This is a genomic window from Neorhodopirellula pilleata (genome assembly GCF_007859915.1).
In the GTDB taxonomy this organism is placed as follows: domain Bacteria; phylum Planctomycetota; class Planctomycetia; order Pirellulales; family Pirellulaceae; genus Rhodopirellula; species Rhodopirellula pilleata.
The window spans coordinates 1-14,961 of sequence record NZ_SJPM01000007.1; the positions used below are offsets into that span (position 1 = coordinate 1).

Consider the following 14,961-nt stretch of genomic DNA (forward strand, 5'->3'; position numbering starts at 1 on the left):
GGAAGTGGGAACAACTCAAGCCAGGAGTTCACACCGCCAGAAAAGAAGATCTCGGTATTAGCTCCGAGGAACTAAACTTGCGCAATCGCATTGCCGCCGCAACCCCAAACTTTTAGCAGGCCAGCGTAGTCCCCTAGTCCACTCTTGCCACGCCACGCTTTGGTTGGCAGTATCGGCGTGTGCGGGGAACCGAATGGAACGTAAAGAAAAAACGGCTGCCCCGGTTCGTCGGGCTTTTGACGTGCCAACTTTGCACGTTCATCAATGAACTCGACCGCTTTGCGAGTTAAGCGCGGCAGCATGTTGATTTCTTCGTCGTGCAAAATGACTTCGTCGTTTTCGATCACTCCCTTCATGTCTCGTGCATGATGAAAACCGTGGAAATAGTCGAAGCCTCGGTGGATGGGTCCGTCCGGGATTCGACTGCCGACCGGAGCGATTCCTTTGGAATTGGGTTTTCCTTTGCCTTGAACGTCGGCCTTTGACAACAACTCTCCGGTAGCCGGATCTTGATATTGAAAATCGAGGTGCCATTTGCCGATGATCGCGGTGTAGTAGCCTTGCGACCGCAAGAAGCTCGCGATGGTAGGGCGGTCGGGGGCGATCAGGCAGGGTGCGAAGCCTTCGACGACGCCTCGCTGCAATCGAGTCCGCCAACTGTATCGGCCGGTCAGCAAACCATAACGCGTTGGAGTACAAACCGATGAACCGGAGTGGGCGTCGGTAAAGATCATTCCATCGCGAGCAAGCCGATCAATCGCCTCGGTTGCAATCTTTCCACGCTCGAGATTCAGACAAGAGACATCGCCGTAACCCAGATCATCACAAAGTACCACGACGATATTCGGTGTCGCCGCGTGAACTGGGGCGTGCGGGTTTGTCATAGCGCCCACCGCCACGACGAACAAACACGTTGGGATGAAGGGCGGAATGGACATCGGGGGAACCAACGATCGAGGTTAGCCTAGCGAGATTGATAAGTGGCCCATTCTACACGGGGCGGCAGCTTTCCGTCTCGCTTTTAAGACTTGGCAACTGAAAGTCGCCACCACTGGTTCTTCCCGCGATGCTACGCAGAACTAGTTACCAATCTGAATCGACGTATGAGCAGTACGTGGTGATTCAATCAGCGGCGCACGCGAATCGGTCGCCCGGGTCGAGGCGATGGCCACGGACGAACTCGGACGCGTCCATGTCTTTCTTACCGGCCGGTTGCAATCGCTCGATCACGACGCGGCCGCGACCGCAACCGACGGCGACTTCGTGTTTGGATTCGGTCGCGAGTAGTCGTCCGACTTGATCGGCGGGCACGTTCGCGGTTTCGTCCGGCTTGACCCGTTTGATCGCGACGCGGATGGGCGGTTTGGACGGTTGTACGCCGACCATCGTAAAGGCGACCGGCCACGGTTGCATCCCGCGCACGAGCCGATCGATTTCGCCCGCCGACTTCGACCAATCGATTTCCGCTTCGGCTTTGGACAATCGCGGTGCCTTGGAAACGAGAGCCGGATCCTGCGGCTGGCCGATCAACGGTATTGGCTCGCCCCAAGCGTGATCGGCCAGATTCGATCCGATCGTATCGATCGCTTGCAAAGTGGCGTCGACTCCGATCGCCGAAAGGCGCTCTTCCAATTCACCGGATGTTTCGGTCGGCGTGATGGTTGTCTGAGCCATGGCGACTATCGGCCCGCCGTCGAGCCGCGGGGTCATGTGGATGACGCTGACGCCGGTGACTTCGTCACCACTCAATAGTGCCCGTTGCACCGGTGCGGCACCACGATAGGCGGGCAGCAACGAACCATGCAAATTGATGCCGCCCCACCGAGTCGTGGCCAAGGCGGCCGGCCGGAGGATCTGTCCGTAGTCGCAAACGACCATCAAGTCCGCTTTCCATTGGGCGAGCTTTTCGATTGAATCGTCGTCGTTGATGCTCGGTGGTGACCACACGGGCAGGCCGTTGTCGGTTGCCCAATCCCGAACCGGAGCCGGTGGCGGACCGCCACGACTTTTTACCGGCGGCATCGGTCGGGTGATCACGACGAGGATCGAATGCCCGGCCGTGCGGATGGCTTCGAACGACGGGACCGCGAACGGGCCGGTGCCCATCAAGATGATATTCATGTGTAGATTCGTTCCCACTGGGCGATTTGTTTGGCGATCGTGTCATCGTTGGGGATATTGCCGGTTCGCCGCATCGAATCAAACGTTGTTTGAAACTCGTACAATTGATCTTCAAGGTCCCGCCTGGCTTCTTCACTCATTCGATCAAAGAACATCACGCCGTCGAGGTGATCGACTTCGTGCTGCATCACACGAGAGAGGAACCCGGACAACTCCATGTTGATTTCGTTGCCTTGCAGATCATAGCCTTGCAAACGAATCGTCTTGGGGCGTTTGACCTGAGCGTAAATGCCGGGGACGCTGAGGCAACCTTCCTGGGATGCTTCGCTTCCTTTCGGGCGATCGATGACCGGGTTGATGACGACCCATTCCTGGCCTTCGCCGCGTCGGCCGGTTTCATTGGCGACAAACATACGAATCGGCAAGTCGACTTGGTTGGCCGCCAGACCCACCCCCTCGTTTTCGTACATTAAGTCCAGCATTTCTTGAGCAAGGTCTTTGAGCCGCTGGTCCACCCGGACGATCGGCTTGCTGCGGTGGCGTAGCGTCGGGTGCGGGTAATGAATAATCGACAGGGCCATGGCGTCGGTCAGAATGAGGTGATCGGTCAAGAATTCGTCAATATGATGAATCCATCGCCCGATGACGACCGGGGGCCCGAGCGTAACCTGACTGGCCCGGATCAAGATTCGTATTGCGGTTTCACGTCGGAAGTCTTTATAGGAAAGTTTGCAGCCTCACGTTGGCTTGCATGCTTTTCACCCATTCGACGATTTACTCTTGCTCACGATCGATCCATGAGACGCCGACCGAACCACCGGGCCTTGACTGCGTTAGTGCTCGTCGCCGCCGTTTGGGCATCGAATAACCCCGCCTGGGGGCAGGGGATGGCTTTGCCGCCCAGTTCGGTGTCACGCCCAGCCGCACCGTCGACCGAACCTCAAAATCCTAGTCCGTCCTCTGGTTTTACGCCGCGGGCCGACACGCCTCCGAGCCTGCAAAATGCACCGCCTCCGCGAAGTCAACCGTCCGCCCCTGGCGCGGCGACCGGGGGCGCGACCGGGCGGGTCACCTCCGGCGGACAACTGCCTCGCGGTGCCGGGCAGGAACACCGTGTTTACGACTTGCGGCCCTACACCGGATACCTGACCAAGCACGATCGCCCCCACCAGGCGGTCGTCGACTGGATCGTGCGGGAGACCGGAACCGATGTTTGGCACACCGAACCGTTCGGATTCATGACAGCCGATCGCGATGAGTTGTCGGTCTATCACACCAACGAAATGCACCAAGTCATCGCGGGCATCGTCGATCGATTCGTCGCAGGCGACAAAGATCCCCAGGTAATGAACTTGAAGGTCATGACGGTCGGCAATCCGAACTGGCGGAGCCGTGCCCATCCGTTGATGCAACACGTCCATGTGCAAACCCCAGGCATCCAGGCGTGGTTGTTGACCAAAGAGAACGCGGCGTTGGTCATGAGCCTGTTGCGGGCTCGCACCGACGTTCGGCAAGTCCAGGCGGTGGATTTGATCATGCACAACGGACAAACGGAAAAACTCGCCAGTTTGCGGGGACGCAATTACGTTCTCAATGTCAAGCCTTCCCCGGCCGGTTGGCCTCCTTACGAACCGGAGACCGGCGAAATCCAAGAAGGTTACCAGTTGGAACTCAGTCCGCTGCTGAGCGTCGATGGTCGGACGCTGGACTGCGTGATCAATGCGAACATCGACCAAGTCGATAAGTTCGTCGACGTGGATTTGGAGCTGCCGCTTCCCAACCAGCAAATTCATCGGACGAAGGTCGAAGTCCCTCAACTGGTTAGCTGGCGGTTGCACGAACGTTTTCGCTGGCCGTCGGACATGGTGCTGTTGCTTTCGTGCGGCGTCGTGGCCAGTCCAGATCGATCGCAATCCGCGATGCCGCTGCTGAATTTTAGCGCGATCACGGGCACGACCGCCGGCCGCGCCGACGCATTGATGTTCGTCGAGTTCCGCGGCAAAGCGTCTCAAAACCTCACACAAGCTCCGCTCGTGCCCCAGGTCAGCAGCCGCGTCTCGGCACCCAATCGCGGGCGTTACTAGAGTTTTTTTCCAATTGGTTGTCACGCGATCGAGGCTGGGTTCGACTTATGTTCAGAACCCAGTTTTGTTTCCCTGACGAACCGATTGAATCATGTCAACGTTTTCGAGCAAGCCAACTTCCACGACGGTGCGATCGGCTCTTGACGGCGACGCGGCCGCGTTTGGCGAACTCGTCCAAACGTACTCGGGGATGGTCACGGGGGTCGCTTATAGCGTTCTAGGAGACTTTGCCCGTAGCGAGGACGCGGGCCAGGAAGCGTTCTTGGAGGCGTGGAGAAAACGCGAAACGCTGCAAGATCCCTCCAAGTTTGCGAGTTGGGTTTGCTCGATCGCACGGTATCGCGCCCTCGATCTTGCCCGGCGACTCGGCCGGGCCGCCGACCGGTCCACCGCGACTGAATTGGACGATGTCATGGCACACGCTCCGACGGTCGAGGAACAAATGGCGACCGCCGAAGAAAAATCACTGGTTTGGGATTCGCTCGAGAGGCTGCCGCCGAAGTATCGCGAAGTGATGGTGTTGTACTATCGCGGTGCGGAATCAGTCTCGCAGGTCGCCGAATCGATCGGCGAAAACGAAGCAACCGTGCGTCAACGGTTGGTTCGTGGTCGCGAGATGCTCCGCAACGAAGTCCAGCGGATGATCCAGCGAACCTTGCACGACACCGCACCCAAAGCCGTTTTCACGATGGCGGTTTTGGGGAGTCTGCCCGGCAACGCTAATGCCGCCATTGCGGCTTCGTCGGCCGCCATGACGGCATCGGGTTCGCAAGCGGTCGCATCGACTTCGATCGGCAAAGTGGTCGCGACCGGAGCAACCGCCGGACTTTCCGGTGCAATCATTGGCACATTAGGCGGGCTCGCGGGAGCCGGACTGGGCGTTTGGATGACTTACCGCGACGCACCTTACATGCGACAACGACGGGCGGTCATCCGTTTTGCGATCTTGACGCTGGTCTCGGTCGTTCTGTTCACCGCCCTGATCGAAGGCTTGGTGTGGAAACAGCAATCGTCATCGCCTTTGGAACCATCCACTTACGTGATCGTATTGCTGACTTCGATCTTTGGTTTTCAAGGGATTCTGGGGATCTCATCGTTTTGGTTCATTCGGCGGTATCGAACCTTGGCCGTCGAAGCGAAGGCGGAGAATGATTCGATCATCCCGGAGGTGGCTGCCCGTCAGGCCGCCGCCGCCGCCGAGCGATCCAATGCCATCAAGAACTGGACCAGCCCACGATCGCTGTGGGGGCTTCCCTTGATGGACGTGCAGCACGGCCGTCGGGATACCGACGGGACCATCGCCGAACCCTTGACCGCTCGTGGTTGGATCGCGATCGGAGATCGGGCACATGGTGGCTTTCTCGCGATCGGTTCGCGAGCTTACGGCTTCATCGCGATCGGCGGATTCAGTATCGGGGTACTGGCGCTTGGCGGCTTTTCGGTCGGCGTTTTCGCGATCAGTGGTGTGTCCGCCGGTTTGATCGCGATCGGAGGGCTTTCGGTCGGAGGCGTTGCGTTGGGCGGCGCAGCAATCGGTGGGAAGTGTCTCGGAGGTTTTGCGGTCGGATGGGATGCGATCGGAGGTGCAGCGTTCGGCATCGATCGCGCCGTCGGCGGATTGGCGTGGTCCCCCGGAACGGCGTCAGGCGGTTTCGTTTTGGGAAAGGGCGGCGATCCATACGCCGGCACGGAGCGGGGTTCCAATCTGCTGTTGGATCTATCACCATGGAGTTTGTCGGGATACTGGTTCGACGTGATCGCGATCGTCGCTGCGCTCGCGTTGATCGTGGTCGTTGTAGCGGCCGTCTTCGCTCAACGTGTTTCCGCGCCACCGCAAAGCAGCGATCCCGCTCAAGCTGCTGCCTTAGAACGAAACGATCTCGGTGCGATCCTGGGTTCGATGACGGGATGCACTATGTGGATGGCCTCGATCGGGTACCAGAATCAACGTAGTGATCTGTCGATCGTCACTGGATTCGGTTTTCTGATCGCGATCGTGGCAACCTACCTCGCCTATCGTCGATGGCGAAATCGCGATCGAACCCAAACGATCCTTTGGTTCGGAATCGGCAGTCTCTACGTTGCCGCGATGTTCAGCGTGATGATGGCTTGGCTCAACGGGATCACGCAATTGGATCGACTGAACATCGTCACGGTCGCCGTCTTGCTGCAGATGTTTCTTGCCGGGCATTTGACCTTGGCAAGAATCCTTTGCGTTAGAACGGACGAATCAGCGGCCCGGTGACAATTCGATCCGGTTTTGAACTTCGGAGACGCCGGGTTCCAATCGCATCATCAAATGACTCATCCGGCGATCCGCTTCGGTGCGAACCTGACCAGTTAAGACCGCCGTTCGACCTTGCATCTGGATGGCCACACCGTTGTAACGTCCGCCGCTCACGCCACCATACACGCCCCCCGGTTGGAGCGTCGAGGATTGTCGCAGGCGACTCGTCGCCGTGACTCCGGAGATCGTTGGGTTGGTTCCGATCGATGGGGATAAATCCACCGCGGCGCGAAGGCGAGTCCGAATCGGAGGGGTGGAGTTGTTGCTCGATTGTGAGTTCGAATTGCCGAATAGGTTTCCAAAAGCGGCCCCGAGACCGCCACCACCACCCCCAAATCCCCCCAAGCCGCCACTGCGACCTGCGGTGGTGCCGCCTGTGGATTGAGCCGCAGCGGATGCGGCATTGGCTCCCACGGGTGTGGAAGTGGATTCGCCGACCGTTCCGGTCCGTTCGACCTGAAAGCCTTCGCTAATGCTTAGGTTTCCCATGCCGGTTCCAGTTCCGCCGGTCGCCGTGGAATCCGTTTGACGCGTATTGCCCGATTGGTTGTTGGCTTCGGCCGATCCTGCCAAAAGTGCGGCGGCAACGAAAACACTCAAGAATGGATACCAAGATCGTGAGAGTCGAAACGAATCAATCCGGTGCATCGGTCGGCCTATTGTGTCAGAATGCGAATGAGACGAAACACTTCGTCGATCTTCTTTCAACCAGCTTATCTTAATCAAACCCCATGATGATTGCTTCTCGCCGGTCCTGGTATTATTCGCTCCCATTGCTCGCATGGGTCACTGTTTTTCCGTTTTGCGCGAATGCGCGGGCAGACGAGGCGACGCAGACCGAATCGAAAACGCCGCCCGCGTCGCGTTTATTGCCCGCCGAAACGTTGGCTTATCTACGCATCCGAGATGTCGAGGACCTGCGTTATGGATTCGCCAACTCGACTCTCGGCAAGATGCTCGACGATCCGGCGATGCAGCCGTTCGTTTCGGACACTTACCAAACCATCAGCCAATGGTTCGATCAAGCCGCAAGCGAATTTGGCCTGCCGTTGGATCAACTCCTCGACATCCCGCAAGGGCAATTCGCGGCCGCTCTCGTTCAAGCCGTTCCGGTGGAAGAAGATTCGTCGGAGAGTTCATCCGAAGGTGACGCGGAGATGACCGACGAAGAAATCAAGCAGCGAATGCAGCGTCGCCAACGTCAGCAGAACGGTTTCGCGGGTGTGTTCATGATCGAAACAGGCGAAGACAACGAGTCCATGCGGACGATGCGGGAACTCCTCAAACAGGTCTCCGCGTTGGCTGAAAAGAACAAGTCGGTCAAGACAACTGAGACCATTGGTGACCACGAGTTAACGCGATGGGTGCGTTCGCGTGGTCAAAGTCCGGTGGTGGAATGGTTCGACCGCGATGGCATGTTCGTCGTCGGAATTGGCAATCAAACCGCCGCCGAAGTCCTGCGTCGTTGGAACGCGTTGGATGCGCCGAAAAATCGTAAGGCGGCCCAGGAACGAGCGAGCGGTGTTACCGAATCCACCGATTCCACCATCACGGTGGGTAACCTATCGGGCAATGCCGATTTCGCCGCGGTGATGACGCGAAGTATCGGTGCGGAGGCGGAGACACCACAAATCACATTCTTCGTCAACCCTTACGCGATCGCCCAGCGAATCATCCGGCGGAGTAGTTCGTCGTTCTTCATCTTGCCGGTCGTCGAAGATTTAGGATTGGCCAAATTGCGTGGCATCGGAGGCAGCATCTTTCGCGGCGGTGACATTGTCGAAAACGTGATTCATATCCACGTCGTCATCGATCCACCGCGAGACGGATTCTTGGGCGTGATTCGGCCTGAACCCGTCGCTCCGCAACCGCCCCAATGGGTTCCCGCCGACGTGGCTTCGTACCTGACATCGAATTGGGATGTTTCCACCGCGTTCGACAATCTGTCCAAAATCGTCGATCGGTTCGCCGGCGAAGGATCGTTCAATCGGTTCACCGAGGACCGGATTGAGGAGCGAGTCAGCGTGAGCGTTCGCGATGATTTGATCGCCAATCTGACCGGCCGCTATGTCGGGATTCAACGCTATCAACCGCCCGCCAATTGGAACTCCAACGCGCGTGCGGATGCACTGGAGGTGATCGATGTTGCCAAGGCCAAAGAGATGCTCGCGACCGTTCGCAGTAAACTTCCGCCCGGTGACTTGAACGCGGAAACGATCTCGGGGGTCGAGGTCCTATTCATTCGCGGACGCAATCGTGAAGATCGGCCGATGCCGCAAATGATTCGCGTGCCACAGCGAAGCGTGATGTTGCTGGACAACTACCTCGTCATTTCCGATAGCCGAGAAATTGTCGAGACGATCCTGAAAGCTCACAACGGATCGATCGATCGATTGTCCGACGATAGCGATTACGCGTTAATGGCATCGGAGATCGGCGTCAAACTCGGAAACGAGGACGCGTTCTTCCTTTCATTCAATCGAGATGCCGAAAGCTATCGCGTAATCTATGAGATGGCCGCTTCGCCAGATTCCCGCAACGCACTCCAGCGTGCCGGCGAAAACAACCCGACCGTCAAACAGTTCGGAGACCTGCTCGAGCGGCAACAGCTTCCAGCGTTTGACGAGCTGAGAAAATACTTCAACGTCAGCGGCGGGTTCGGTTATGACGAACCCGGCGGGCTGCACTTCGGGATCATCAATCTTCGACCGCTCGAATGATTTGTTGTCGTTTATCAGCCGTCGACGTTGGCCGAACCGGTGACTTTGTCGCTGTACATGGCGAGTTTGCCGAGGACTTGATCGATCGCGTGAGGCGTCACTTGGTGCGCTTCGAGGGCATCGGTCAAGTGCGAGACGAACTGGGTGAAGTGTTGGCGTGTGATCCCGCGACCGGCGTGGACTTTGGTTAGGTCCGCGCCGGTGTACGCGATATCGCCCGAGGTGATCGAGGCGATGAATTCCGTTTGCATACGGACCAATTTGTCCATCTCGACGCCCTCGAAGAAGGGCGCCAGTTCGTTGTCGGCGAGTACGCGGACGTACATTTCGTCGACGATTCTTCGCAGGCCATCGGTACCGCCGACTTGGTCGAGCAAATCGGGTTCGGCGTTGTCGGCATTCATGGTCGGTCGACCTACATCATCGGGGTGGGTTCGTACGGAATGTCTTCGATCAGGTCGGCTGGCAGAGGAGCTACGATCAGGCCGGCATCTTTGCAAATCCCGTCGATCGCTTCTTGAGCCTTTTGGACCAAGTACTCGCGAGTTTCGCCTTTGTACTGCATCGTCGATGCGGTGGGGCTGATCGGGCCGGAGAAGCTGGTCGAGTCAAGGTGCTTGACGACTTTGACGTGATTGAGCAAGCCGGTTTTAGTGGGAAGCACTCGATCGTGTGTTTTGGCCATGCTGGGATCGACACCCTCAGGTAGCGAACCAAGGCGTACGGCAACGATTTGGTCACCGGGGATTTCGCTGAGTTGGTCCATCGCGCCGTCACCGACGACCCAATCCCAGGTATCGATCATGTAGCCGACACTCGGCACGGCGTCGACGAGAGCGCGGAAGGTTTCGACGGTCGAGACGAACGGGAACTGTTTGCCTTCGGTGTGTTCTTTGCCGGCACGGAATCCGACGCCCAGTTTAATGTCCTTTTGGCCGAGTACCTCGGCGATTTGGGAAAGGCGGGTACGTTGAACGTCAAAGAATTCGTTGAAGGGCAAACGATTGGTGGCACCAGGAAGACGGATCAAGGCGCGGTCGACTTCCAACTGGCCGGCGATATCGCTGAGCGGATGCAGGGTCGCGACGGCCGCGGTGAAGGCATCGTCGTCGGCGTCCAGGTCGATCGAAAGTGTGAACGAACCGATGCGGATATCCGACGCTTTGAGATACTTCGATGCGTCTTCAAACGAGGAACGTTGCGATCGACGCAGCATGTCGTGCATGTCGATGTCCATTCCGCGAAACGCGTAGGTCAATGCGAGTTCGATCAGCTCACTTTGGCGACCATTGATACCGAGAGCTTGGGGGCAAAAATTCTTGAACACTGAGTGGGTTTCCTTCCGGATGGTAGTGGGTTGTTTGAGTTATTCGATTATCGACGACGTCCGCGTGAACCGTTGCCGGAGCCACCTTTGGCTCCGCCTCTTCCGCCGCCCTGTCCGCCGCCTTGACCGCCGCCTTGTGAACCGCCGTTACGAGGAGCACCGCCCCCGCCGCTACGACGATTGTTCAGGTTGTTGTCGACCATGATGTTGACGATCTCGTGCCAAGTCGGGAAATCCTGCTCGGCACGATCGCGGTTACGACCGTCCGAGTTTCCACGACCGCTACGGCGTGGGGCGTCCCGACCCGCATCGCCACGGTTTGAATCGTTCCGGACCGGTTCGTTCCGTTCGATTTCTTTTCGGGGTCGTTCGTCGCGTTCGTCATCGCGTGAACGGCCACGGCGTGGGACACGTGCTTCTTCGTCGGTGTCGTCGACTTCGTCTTCGAACGGATCGCCAAACGCCGAGCGGGGCAGATCGTCCGATTCGTCGCGTTTGGTTTCGATCTCCGTGCTTGGCGATCGTCGACCACGACCACGACCACGTCGACGTGAGCGACGTCCGGCACGCGGCCCGTCTTCTTCGTCAGCCGCGTCGCTCTTTGCCGAATCATTTTTCTTAGGCGAGCGGGACGGGGGAGCGATTTGTGCGGCAAGTTCGCCACCGAAAGTGTCGTCTTCGTCATGGACATCGTCGTCGAACAAATCGGCGGCGAATCCGACATCATCGTCATCGTCGTCGAATTCGTTTTCATCGCGACGGCCGTGGCTCGGGCCGGCCTTGGCGGATGCACGAACGTCGTCGCGTGCCGACCGGCGACTGACGTCGCGATCACCCGAGTCGGACCGACCAGCCGAGTCGGAGCGTCCACCGCGACGGCGACGCGAACGACCCGACGAGGAATCCGAGTCGTCCTTGGCAATGACTTTCGGTTCGTCAACGGTTTCGGTTTCGATTTCAGAACGGTCGCGTCCGGATGATCGTCGCGATCGGCGGCTCGACTCTCGGCTCGACTCGCGGTTGCGTGGCACGACCGGTTCGTCGTTTTCGACATCGTCATCGTCCGCATCCGAAACTCGGTCGTCGTTTCGCGAGACGACTTTTTCGACTTCGGATTCACTGATTCGTTGACGCTGGCCCCGACGTCCCCGTCGGCGTGGCGGGGCAGCATCGGTGTCGGCGGTGCGGGAGGTGACGCTGGACGTGACTTCGTCGTCTGACTCGTCGTCATCGACGAGTTCAGAATCCAACGACACGTCGGATGAGGTTTTTTCGGCGAATGCCGAACCTCCTCGGCGGGTTCGACCACCCCGTTCGTCTCGCCGACCACGGCCGGAGCTCAATTGAGATTCACGTTGGTTGATTTCAGTTTCGACCGAACCAAATCCGCTCTTGGCCGAACCAAAAGCGGGAGCAGGAGTTTCCGGTTCATCAAGAATTCCGAAACCGGGCAACTTGGGCGGGGGGGTCGCAGCGGTGAGTGCTTTGAGGACGTCGTCGTCGGAATCGTCACCGTGATCATCGAGCAAGTCGATCTCGTCGACCGGCTCGTCGTCTTCAACCGGGCTTCCTTTCGGAGCGGCGTCGGCGACCGGGGCTGGCTCGGGCTTAGGCTCCGGAGCGGCTTTTTCGACCGGTTCAGGCGGACGCGGCGTGCCTAAAAGGCTTGCCAGGATGTTCCAATTGTCGGGCATGAGGGTGGGAAATCCAAAAGGGATCGAGCCGTCAGCGACGCGATCTGGATGAAAGGGGACTGTTCTAGGCTAGGTATAACCTTTCCGCAGACATCTCCCAAGGGTGAATGAAGCCGAGAGGCCCAGAATCTGTCGTGATTCTGTCGTGACATTGTCCAGTCGCCCCCCGCCCGCCGTCGTGATTTTTTCTTCGAGGGATAGTGGCGGAGATTTCCGCATTGGAGACGTCGGCTCCCGCAAAACATCCGCAAATGAATTCATCCGCGTTTTCCGCAATCCCGGTTGCTAGCAAAATCGCCCCAAGGAAGCGATTGACAACGGCCCGCTCTGTGCCCACTCTGTTCCCGATCGAAATGAATCGAATGGTCGCCGTGTGGTGGCCGAAACGGTTCTCTCACCGCCGCCTCTTGAGTCGGCTGGGTCGGTCCAATCCGTCGGCAAACGTCGGATCGCCGGTACCGAGGTGATTTGTTTACTCGAGTGATAGGGAATGTATGAACCGAGCCGTGCTCGATTCGATTCGCAACGCCGCGCCTGGGATTTTGCCCAGCCTGTTGCAATGCGACTTTGGAAATCTTCAAACGGAAGTGGAGCGATTGGTCGCCGCCGGCACCGAGGTGCTGCACCTGGACGTGATGGATGGTCATTTCGTGCCCAACCTGACCTATGGGATGCCGATCGTGGAAGGTTTGCGACGTCATACGGACTTGCCGTTGGACGTGCATTTGATGATCAGCGATCCGCTCGCCTACGCCCAACCGATGGTCGATGCCGGTGCGGATTTATTGACGTTTCATATCGAAGCGGTCGACAGCGCCGAACATGCCGCCCGAGTCGCCCATTCGATCCGCGAAATGGGCGTGGGCGCTGGCGTTGCCATCAATCCAGAGACTTCCATGGACACCCTCGGCGATTGTTTGGACGAGGTGGATATGGTGTTGGTGATGTCGGTCCAAGCAGGTTTTGGTGGGCAATCGTTCAACCCCATCGCACTGGATCGGATCAGACAATTGCGTCAGCGATACCCAGAATTGTTGATCGAGATCGACGGCGGCATCAATCTTGAAACGATCGGCCGGGCGCGTCAGGCCGGTTGCGACCTTTTCGTGGTCGGTTCGGCCATTTTCGGACAAGACGACTACTCGGCGGCGATCGCGTCGCTCGGACGAGCGATGGTCGATGAGATGATTTCCGACTCCGTAGCGACGGATGAGTCAGGAGATTCGAGATGATTTTATTCAAAACGGCGGCCCGATCCACGGTCGTCTTGGTTCGTCCCGGCGCGACGGAGTTTGACCTGCAGGGTCGGATGAAGGGTTCCCTTGATATGCCATTGTGTGAGCAGGGGCGTCAGCAGGCTGAGAATCTATCGGAGGAACTCGCCGGTATACGGCTCGACGCGGTCTATCACGCACCCTGCGAATCGGCCGAACAAACGGCGGCCTGCCTAGTCGAGGGACGTTCGATTCGTCCTCGCATCGTCGAAGATTTCCGAAATATCGACCATGGTTTGTGGCACGGAAAATTAATCGAAGAGATCCGTCGCAACCAACCGAAACTTTACCGCAATGGATGCGATCGTCCTGAGACGGTCTGTCCGCCGGGCGGAGAGTCCGTTCATGCCGCTGCGGGTCGAGTGATGAAAGCGATTCACCGCGTGCTTAAGAAGAGTCGTCATCAAGTGATCGCGTTGGTGATCCCTGATCCACTGGCCAGCCTTGTTGCAGCTCAACTCAACGACGAAGCCATGCCGGACTTTTGGAAAGTGGAAACCGATGCCGGTAGTTGGCAATTGATCGAAGCGAGTTCATGAACATGCTTAGCGCCTATCCGAAAAGGGGTCTGACCCTCTCCGGCGATACCAAAGAGACAACGAAAATTGACGTGCCTCCAAAGGGTCAGACCCCTTTTCGGATAGGTTCGTAGAAAGGTCTGTTAATGGATTGGTTATTTGAACCTGCGAGAATGCAGTTTTGTGAAGCCACGTTGGACGGGCCGATCGCCCATCCGGCGGATACATGGACGAACATCGGGCCGATCATCGCTGGGTTGGTGATCCTGTTTTACGCCCGTGGCCCGTTGTCTCGGTTGCTCGGATCTGCATCGTTGTGGACGGGTTTGGCGTCGGGATATTTCCACGCGTCCAATACAATTCTCGGTGAGACCTTGGACCTCAGCGGGATGTTTTTGTTCATCCTCGCGATCGCGGCGATGCAGCAGCAACGTGCGCGGCCGAATTATCCGGGTAGCACCGTCTTGATCTGGATCGTGCTCGCGGTGTCGGTCGCCCTGACGGTTCTTTCGTCGATCTCGACTGCGTTCGCCAGTCCCTTGTTTGCGGCCATCGTCGTCGTCGTCGTGATCCGTGGGATCTACGATCAAAAGCTGACCAAGTGGGCCTACGCGATGGTGATTTCCTTTTTGGTCGCTTGGGGATTTTGGTGGCTGGATTTCCTGTTGATTGTGTGCAATCCCGACAACCATATTTTGACGTTGCACGGTTTGTGGCATTTGCTCAACGGGCTTGTGTTTTGGTTCGCGTTCAAGCATTACGACTTGACGATGCGCGGCCCCGTCGAGGACCCGGTGACTGCTTCACCGGCCCGCTGACACGACTTTCGTTAGCATCGCGGGATCAATCAGAGACGCATTGAGCAAGTGGCGGCGACTTTTCGTCGCCGTTTCAGGGCTTGGCGACTGAAAGTCGCCACCACTTATTGTTCACCAG

Annotated in this window: 13 protein-coding genes; 6 read left to right on the forward strand and 7 right to left on the reverse strand. The window is 58.0% G+C overall.

Features of this window, described 5'->3' with window-relative positions:
* Nucleotides 1-71: 71 nt before the first annotated feature.
* The 3 genes from Pla100_RS16685 to def form a co-directional block, all read right to left on the reverse strand.
* The gene (locus tag Pla100_RS16685; RefSeq protein WP_231603144.1) at nucleotides 72-938 is read right to left on the reverse strand and encodes a sulfatase-like hydrolase/transferase; all 867 of its coding nucleotides are present in this window, start codon (nucleotides 936-938) and stop codon (nucleotides 72-74) included.
* Nucleotides 939-1,122: 184 nt separating this feature from the next.
* On the reverse strand, nucleotides 1,123-2,121 hold the full coding sequence (gene fmt, locus Pla100_RS16690; protein ID WP_146578853.1) for a methionyl-tRNA formyltransferase: 999 nt from the start codon (nucleotides 2,119-2,121) through the stop codon (nucleotides 1,123-1,125).
* On the reverse strand, nucleotides 2,118-2,702 hold the full coding sequence (gene def / locus Pla100_RS16695) for a peptide deformylase (protein ID WP_146579080.1): 585 nt from the start codon (nucleotides 2,700-2,702) through the stop codon (nucleotides 2,118-2,120). The genes fmt and def overlap by 4 nt, the downstream gene beginning before the upstream one ends.
* A 306-nt stretch (nucleotides 2,703-3,008) precedes the next feature.
* Between def and Pla100_RS16700 the strand changes: the two genes are divergently transcribed.
* Nucleotides 3,009-4,205 carry a hypothetical protein gene (locus Pla100_RS16700; protein WP_390620619.1) on the forward strand — a complete coding sequence of 399 codons (1,197 nt, stop codon included), beginning with the start codon at nucleotides 3,009-3,011 and terminating at the stop codon, nucleotides 4,203-4,205.
* A 91-nt stretch (nucleotides 4,206-4,296) separates the two neighbouring features.
* A complete protein-coding gene (locus Pla100_RS16705) occupies nucleotides 4,297-6,450 on the forward strand; it encodes a sigma-70 family RNA polymerase sigma factor (protein ID WP_146578854.1) in 2,154 nt (717 codons plus the stop codon).
* Here the strand turns inward: Pla100_RS16705 and Pla100_RS16710 are convergent.
* Nucleotides 6,436-7,092, reverse strand: coding sequence for a BON domain-containing protein (locus Pla100_RS16710; protein ID WP_146578855.1), 657 nt, complete (start codon nucleotides 7,090-7,092; stop codon nucleotides 6,436-6,438). The two genes, Pla100_RS16705 and Pla100_RS16710, sit on opposite strands and share 15 nt — an antisense overlap.
* A gap of 131 nt (nucleotides 7,093-7,223) precedes the next feature.
* On the opposite strand from Pla100_RS16710, the gene Pla100_RS16715 reads away from it, so the two are divergent.
* A complete protein-coding gene (locus Pla100_RS16715) occupies nucleotides 7,224-9,212 on the forward strand; it encodes a DUF3352 domain-containing protein (protein ID WP_231603146.1) in 1,989 nt (662 codons plus the stop codon).
* A gap of 14 nt (nucleotides 9,213-9,226) precedes the next feature.
* Here the strand turns inward: Pla100_RS16715 and Pla100_RS16720 are convergent, their stop codons facing one another.
* From Pla100_RS16720 to Pla100_RS16730, 3 genes are read right to left on the reverse strand one after another with little or no spacing between them, the layout of a single operon-like run.
* Nucleotides 9,227-9,616: a group I truncated hemoglobin gene (locus tag Pla100_RS16720; protein WP_146578856.1), complete on the reverse strand. Its 390-nt coding sequence runs from the start codon at nucleotides 9,614-9,616 to the stop codon at nucleotides 9,227-9,229.
* An 11-nt stretch (nucleotides 9,617-9,627) separates the two neighbouring features.
* On the reverse strand, nucleotides 9,628-10,539 hold the full coding sequence (locus Pla100_RS16725; RefSeq protein ID WP_146578857.1) for a TIM barrel protein: 912 nt from the start codon (nucleotides 10,537-10,539) through the stop codon (nucleotides 9,628-9,630).
* Between the two features lie 47 nt (nucleotides 10,540-10,586).
* Complete coding sequence (locus Pla100_RS16730) at nucleotides 10,587-12,233, reverse strand: hypothetical protein (protein ID WP_146578858.1); 1,647 nt, start codon at nucleotides 12,231-12,233, stop codon at nucleotides 10,587-10,589.
* 494 nt (nucleotides 12,234-12,727) lie between these two features.
* On the opposite strand from Pla100_RS16730, the gene rpe reads away from it, so the two are divergent.
* The 3 genes from rpe to Pla100_RS16745 all read left to right on the forward strand — a co-directional run bounded on the left by rpe (nucleotide 12,728) and on the right by Pla100_RS16745 (nucleotide 14,843).
* Nucleotides 12,728-13,465: a ribulose-phosphate 3-epimerase gene (gene rpe, locus Pla100_RS16735; protein ID WP_146578859.1), complete on the forward strand. Its 738-nt coding sequence runs from the start codon at nucleotides 12,728-12,730 to the stop codon at nucleotides 13,463-13,465.
* Nucleotides 13,462-14,046, forward strand: a complete 585-nt coding sequence (locus tag Pla100_RS16740) for a histidine phosphatase family protein (protein WP_146578860.1) — start codon at nucleotides 13,462-13,464, stop codon at nucleotides 14,044-14,046. Before rpe ends, Pla100_RS16740 begins: the two co-directional genes overlap by 4 nt.
* Nucleotides 14,047-14,198: 152 nt before the next feature.
* Nucleotides 14,199-14,843, forward strand: a complete 645-nt coding sequence (locus Pla100_RS16745) for a ceramidase domain-containing protein (protein ID WP_231603147.1) — start codon at nucleotides 14,199-14,201, stop codon at nucleotides 14,841-14,843.
* The last annotated feature ends 118 nt before the right edge of the window (nucleotides 14,844-14,961 follow it).

Excerpts from the sequence above, each read along its gene's own strand:
- Pla100_RS16700 (WP_390620619.1), top strand. The coding sequence starts at position 3,009 with ATGGCTTTGCCGCCCAGTTCGGTGTCACGCCCAGCCGCACCGTCGACC.
- Pla100_RS16730 (WP_146578858.1), bottom strand. The coding sequence starts at position 12,233 with ATGCCCGACAATTGGAACATCCTGGCAAGCCTTTTAGGCACGCCGCGT.
- Pla100_RS16715 (WP_231603146.1), top strand. The coding sequence starts at position 7,224 with ATGATGATTGCTTCTCGCCGGTCCTGGTATTATTCGCTCCCATTGCTC.
- Pla100_RS16685 (WP_231603144.1), bottom strand. The coding sequence starts at position 938 with ATGTCCATTCCGCCCTTCATCCCAACGTGTTTGTTCGTCGTGGCGGTG.
- rpe (WP_146578859.1), top strand. The coding sequence starts at position 12,728 with ATGAACCGAGCCGTGCTCGATTCGATTCGCAACGCCGCGCCTGGGATT.
- Pla100_RS16705 (WP_146578854.1), top strand. The coding sequence starts at position 4,297 with ATGTCAACGTTTTCGAGCAAGCCAACTTCCACGACGGTGCGATCGGCT.
- Pla100_RS16745 (WP_231603147.1), top strand. The coding sequence starts at position 14,199 with ATGCAGTTTTGTGAAGCCACGTTGGACGGGCCGATCGCCCATCCGGCG.
- Pla100_RS16740 (WP_146578860.1), top strand. The coding sequence starts at position 13,462 with ATGATTTTATTCAAAACGGCGGCCCGATCCACGGTCGTCTTGGTTCGT.
- def (WP_146579080.1), bottom strand. The coding sequence starts at position 2,702 with ATGGCCCTGTCGATTATTCATTACCCGCACCCGACGCTACGCCACCGC.
- fmt (WP_146578853.1), bottom strand. The coding sequence starts at position 2,121 with ATGAATATCATCTTGATGGGCACCGGCCCGTTCGCGGTCCCGTCGTTC.
- Pla100_RS16720 (WP_146578856.1), bottom strand. The coding sequence starts at position 9,616 with ATGAATGCCGACAACGCCGAACCCGATTTGCTCGACCAAGTCGGCGGT.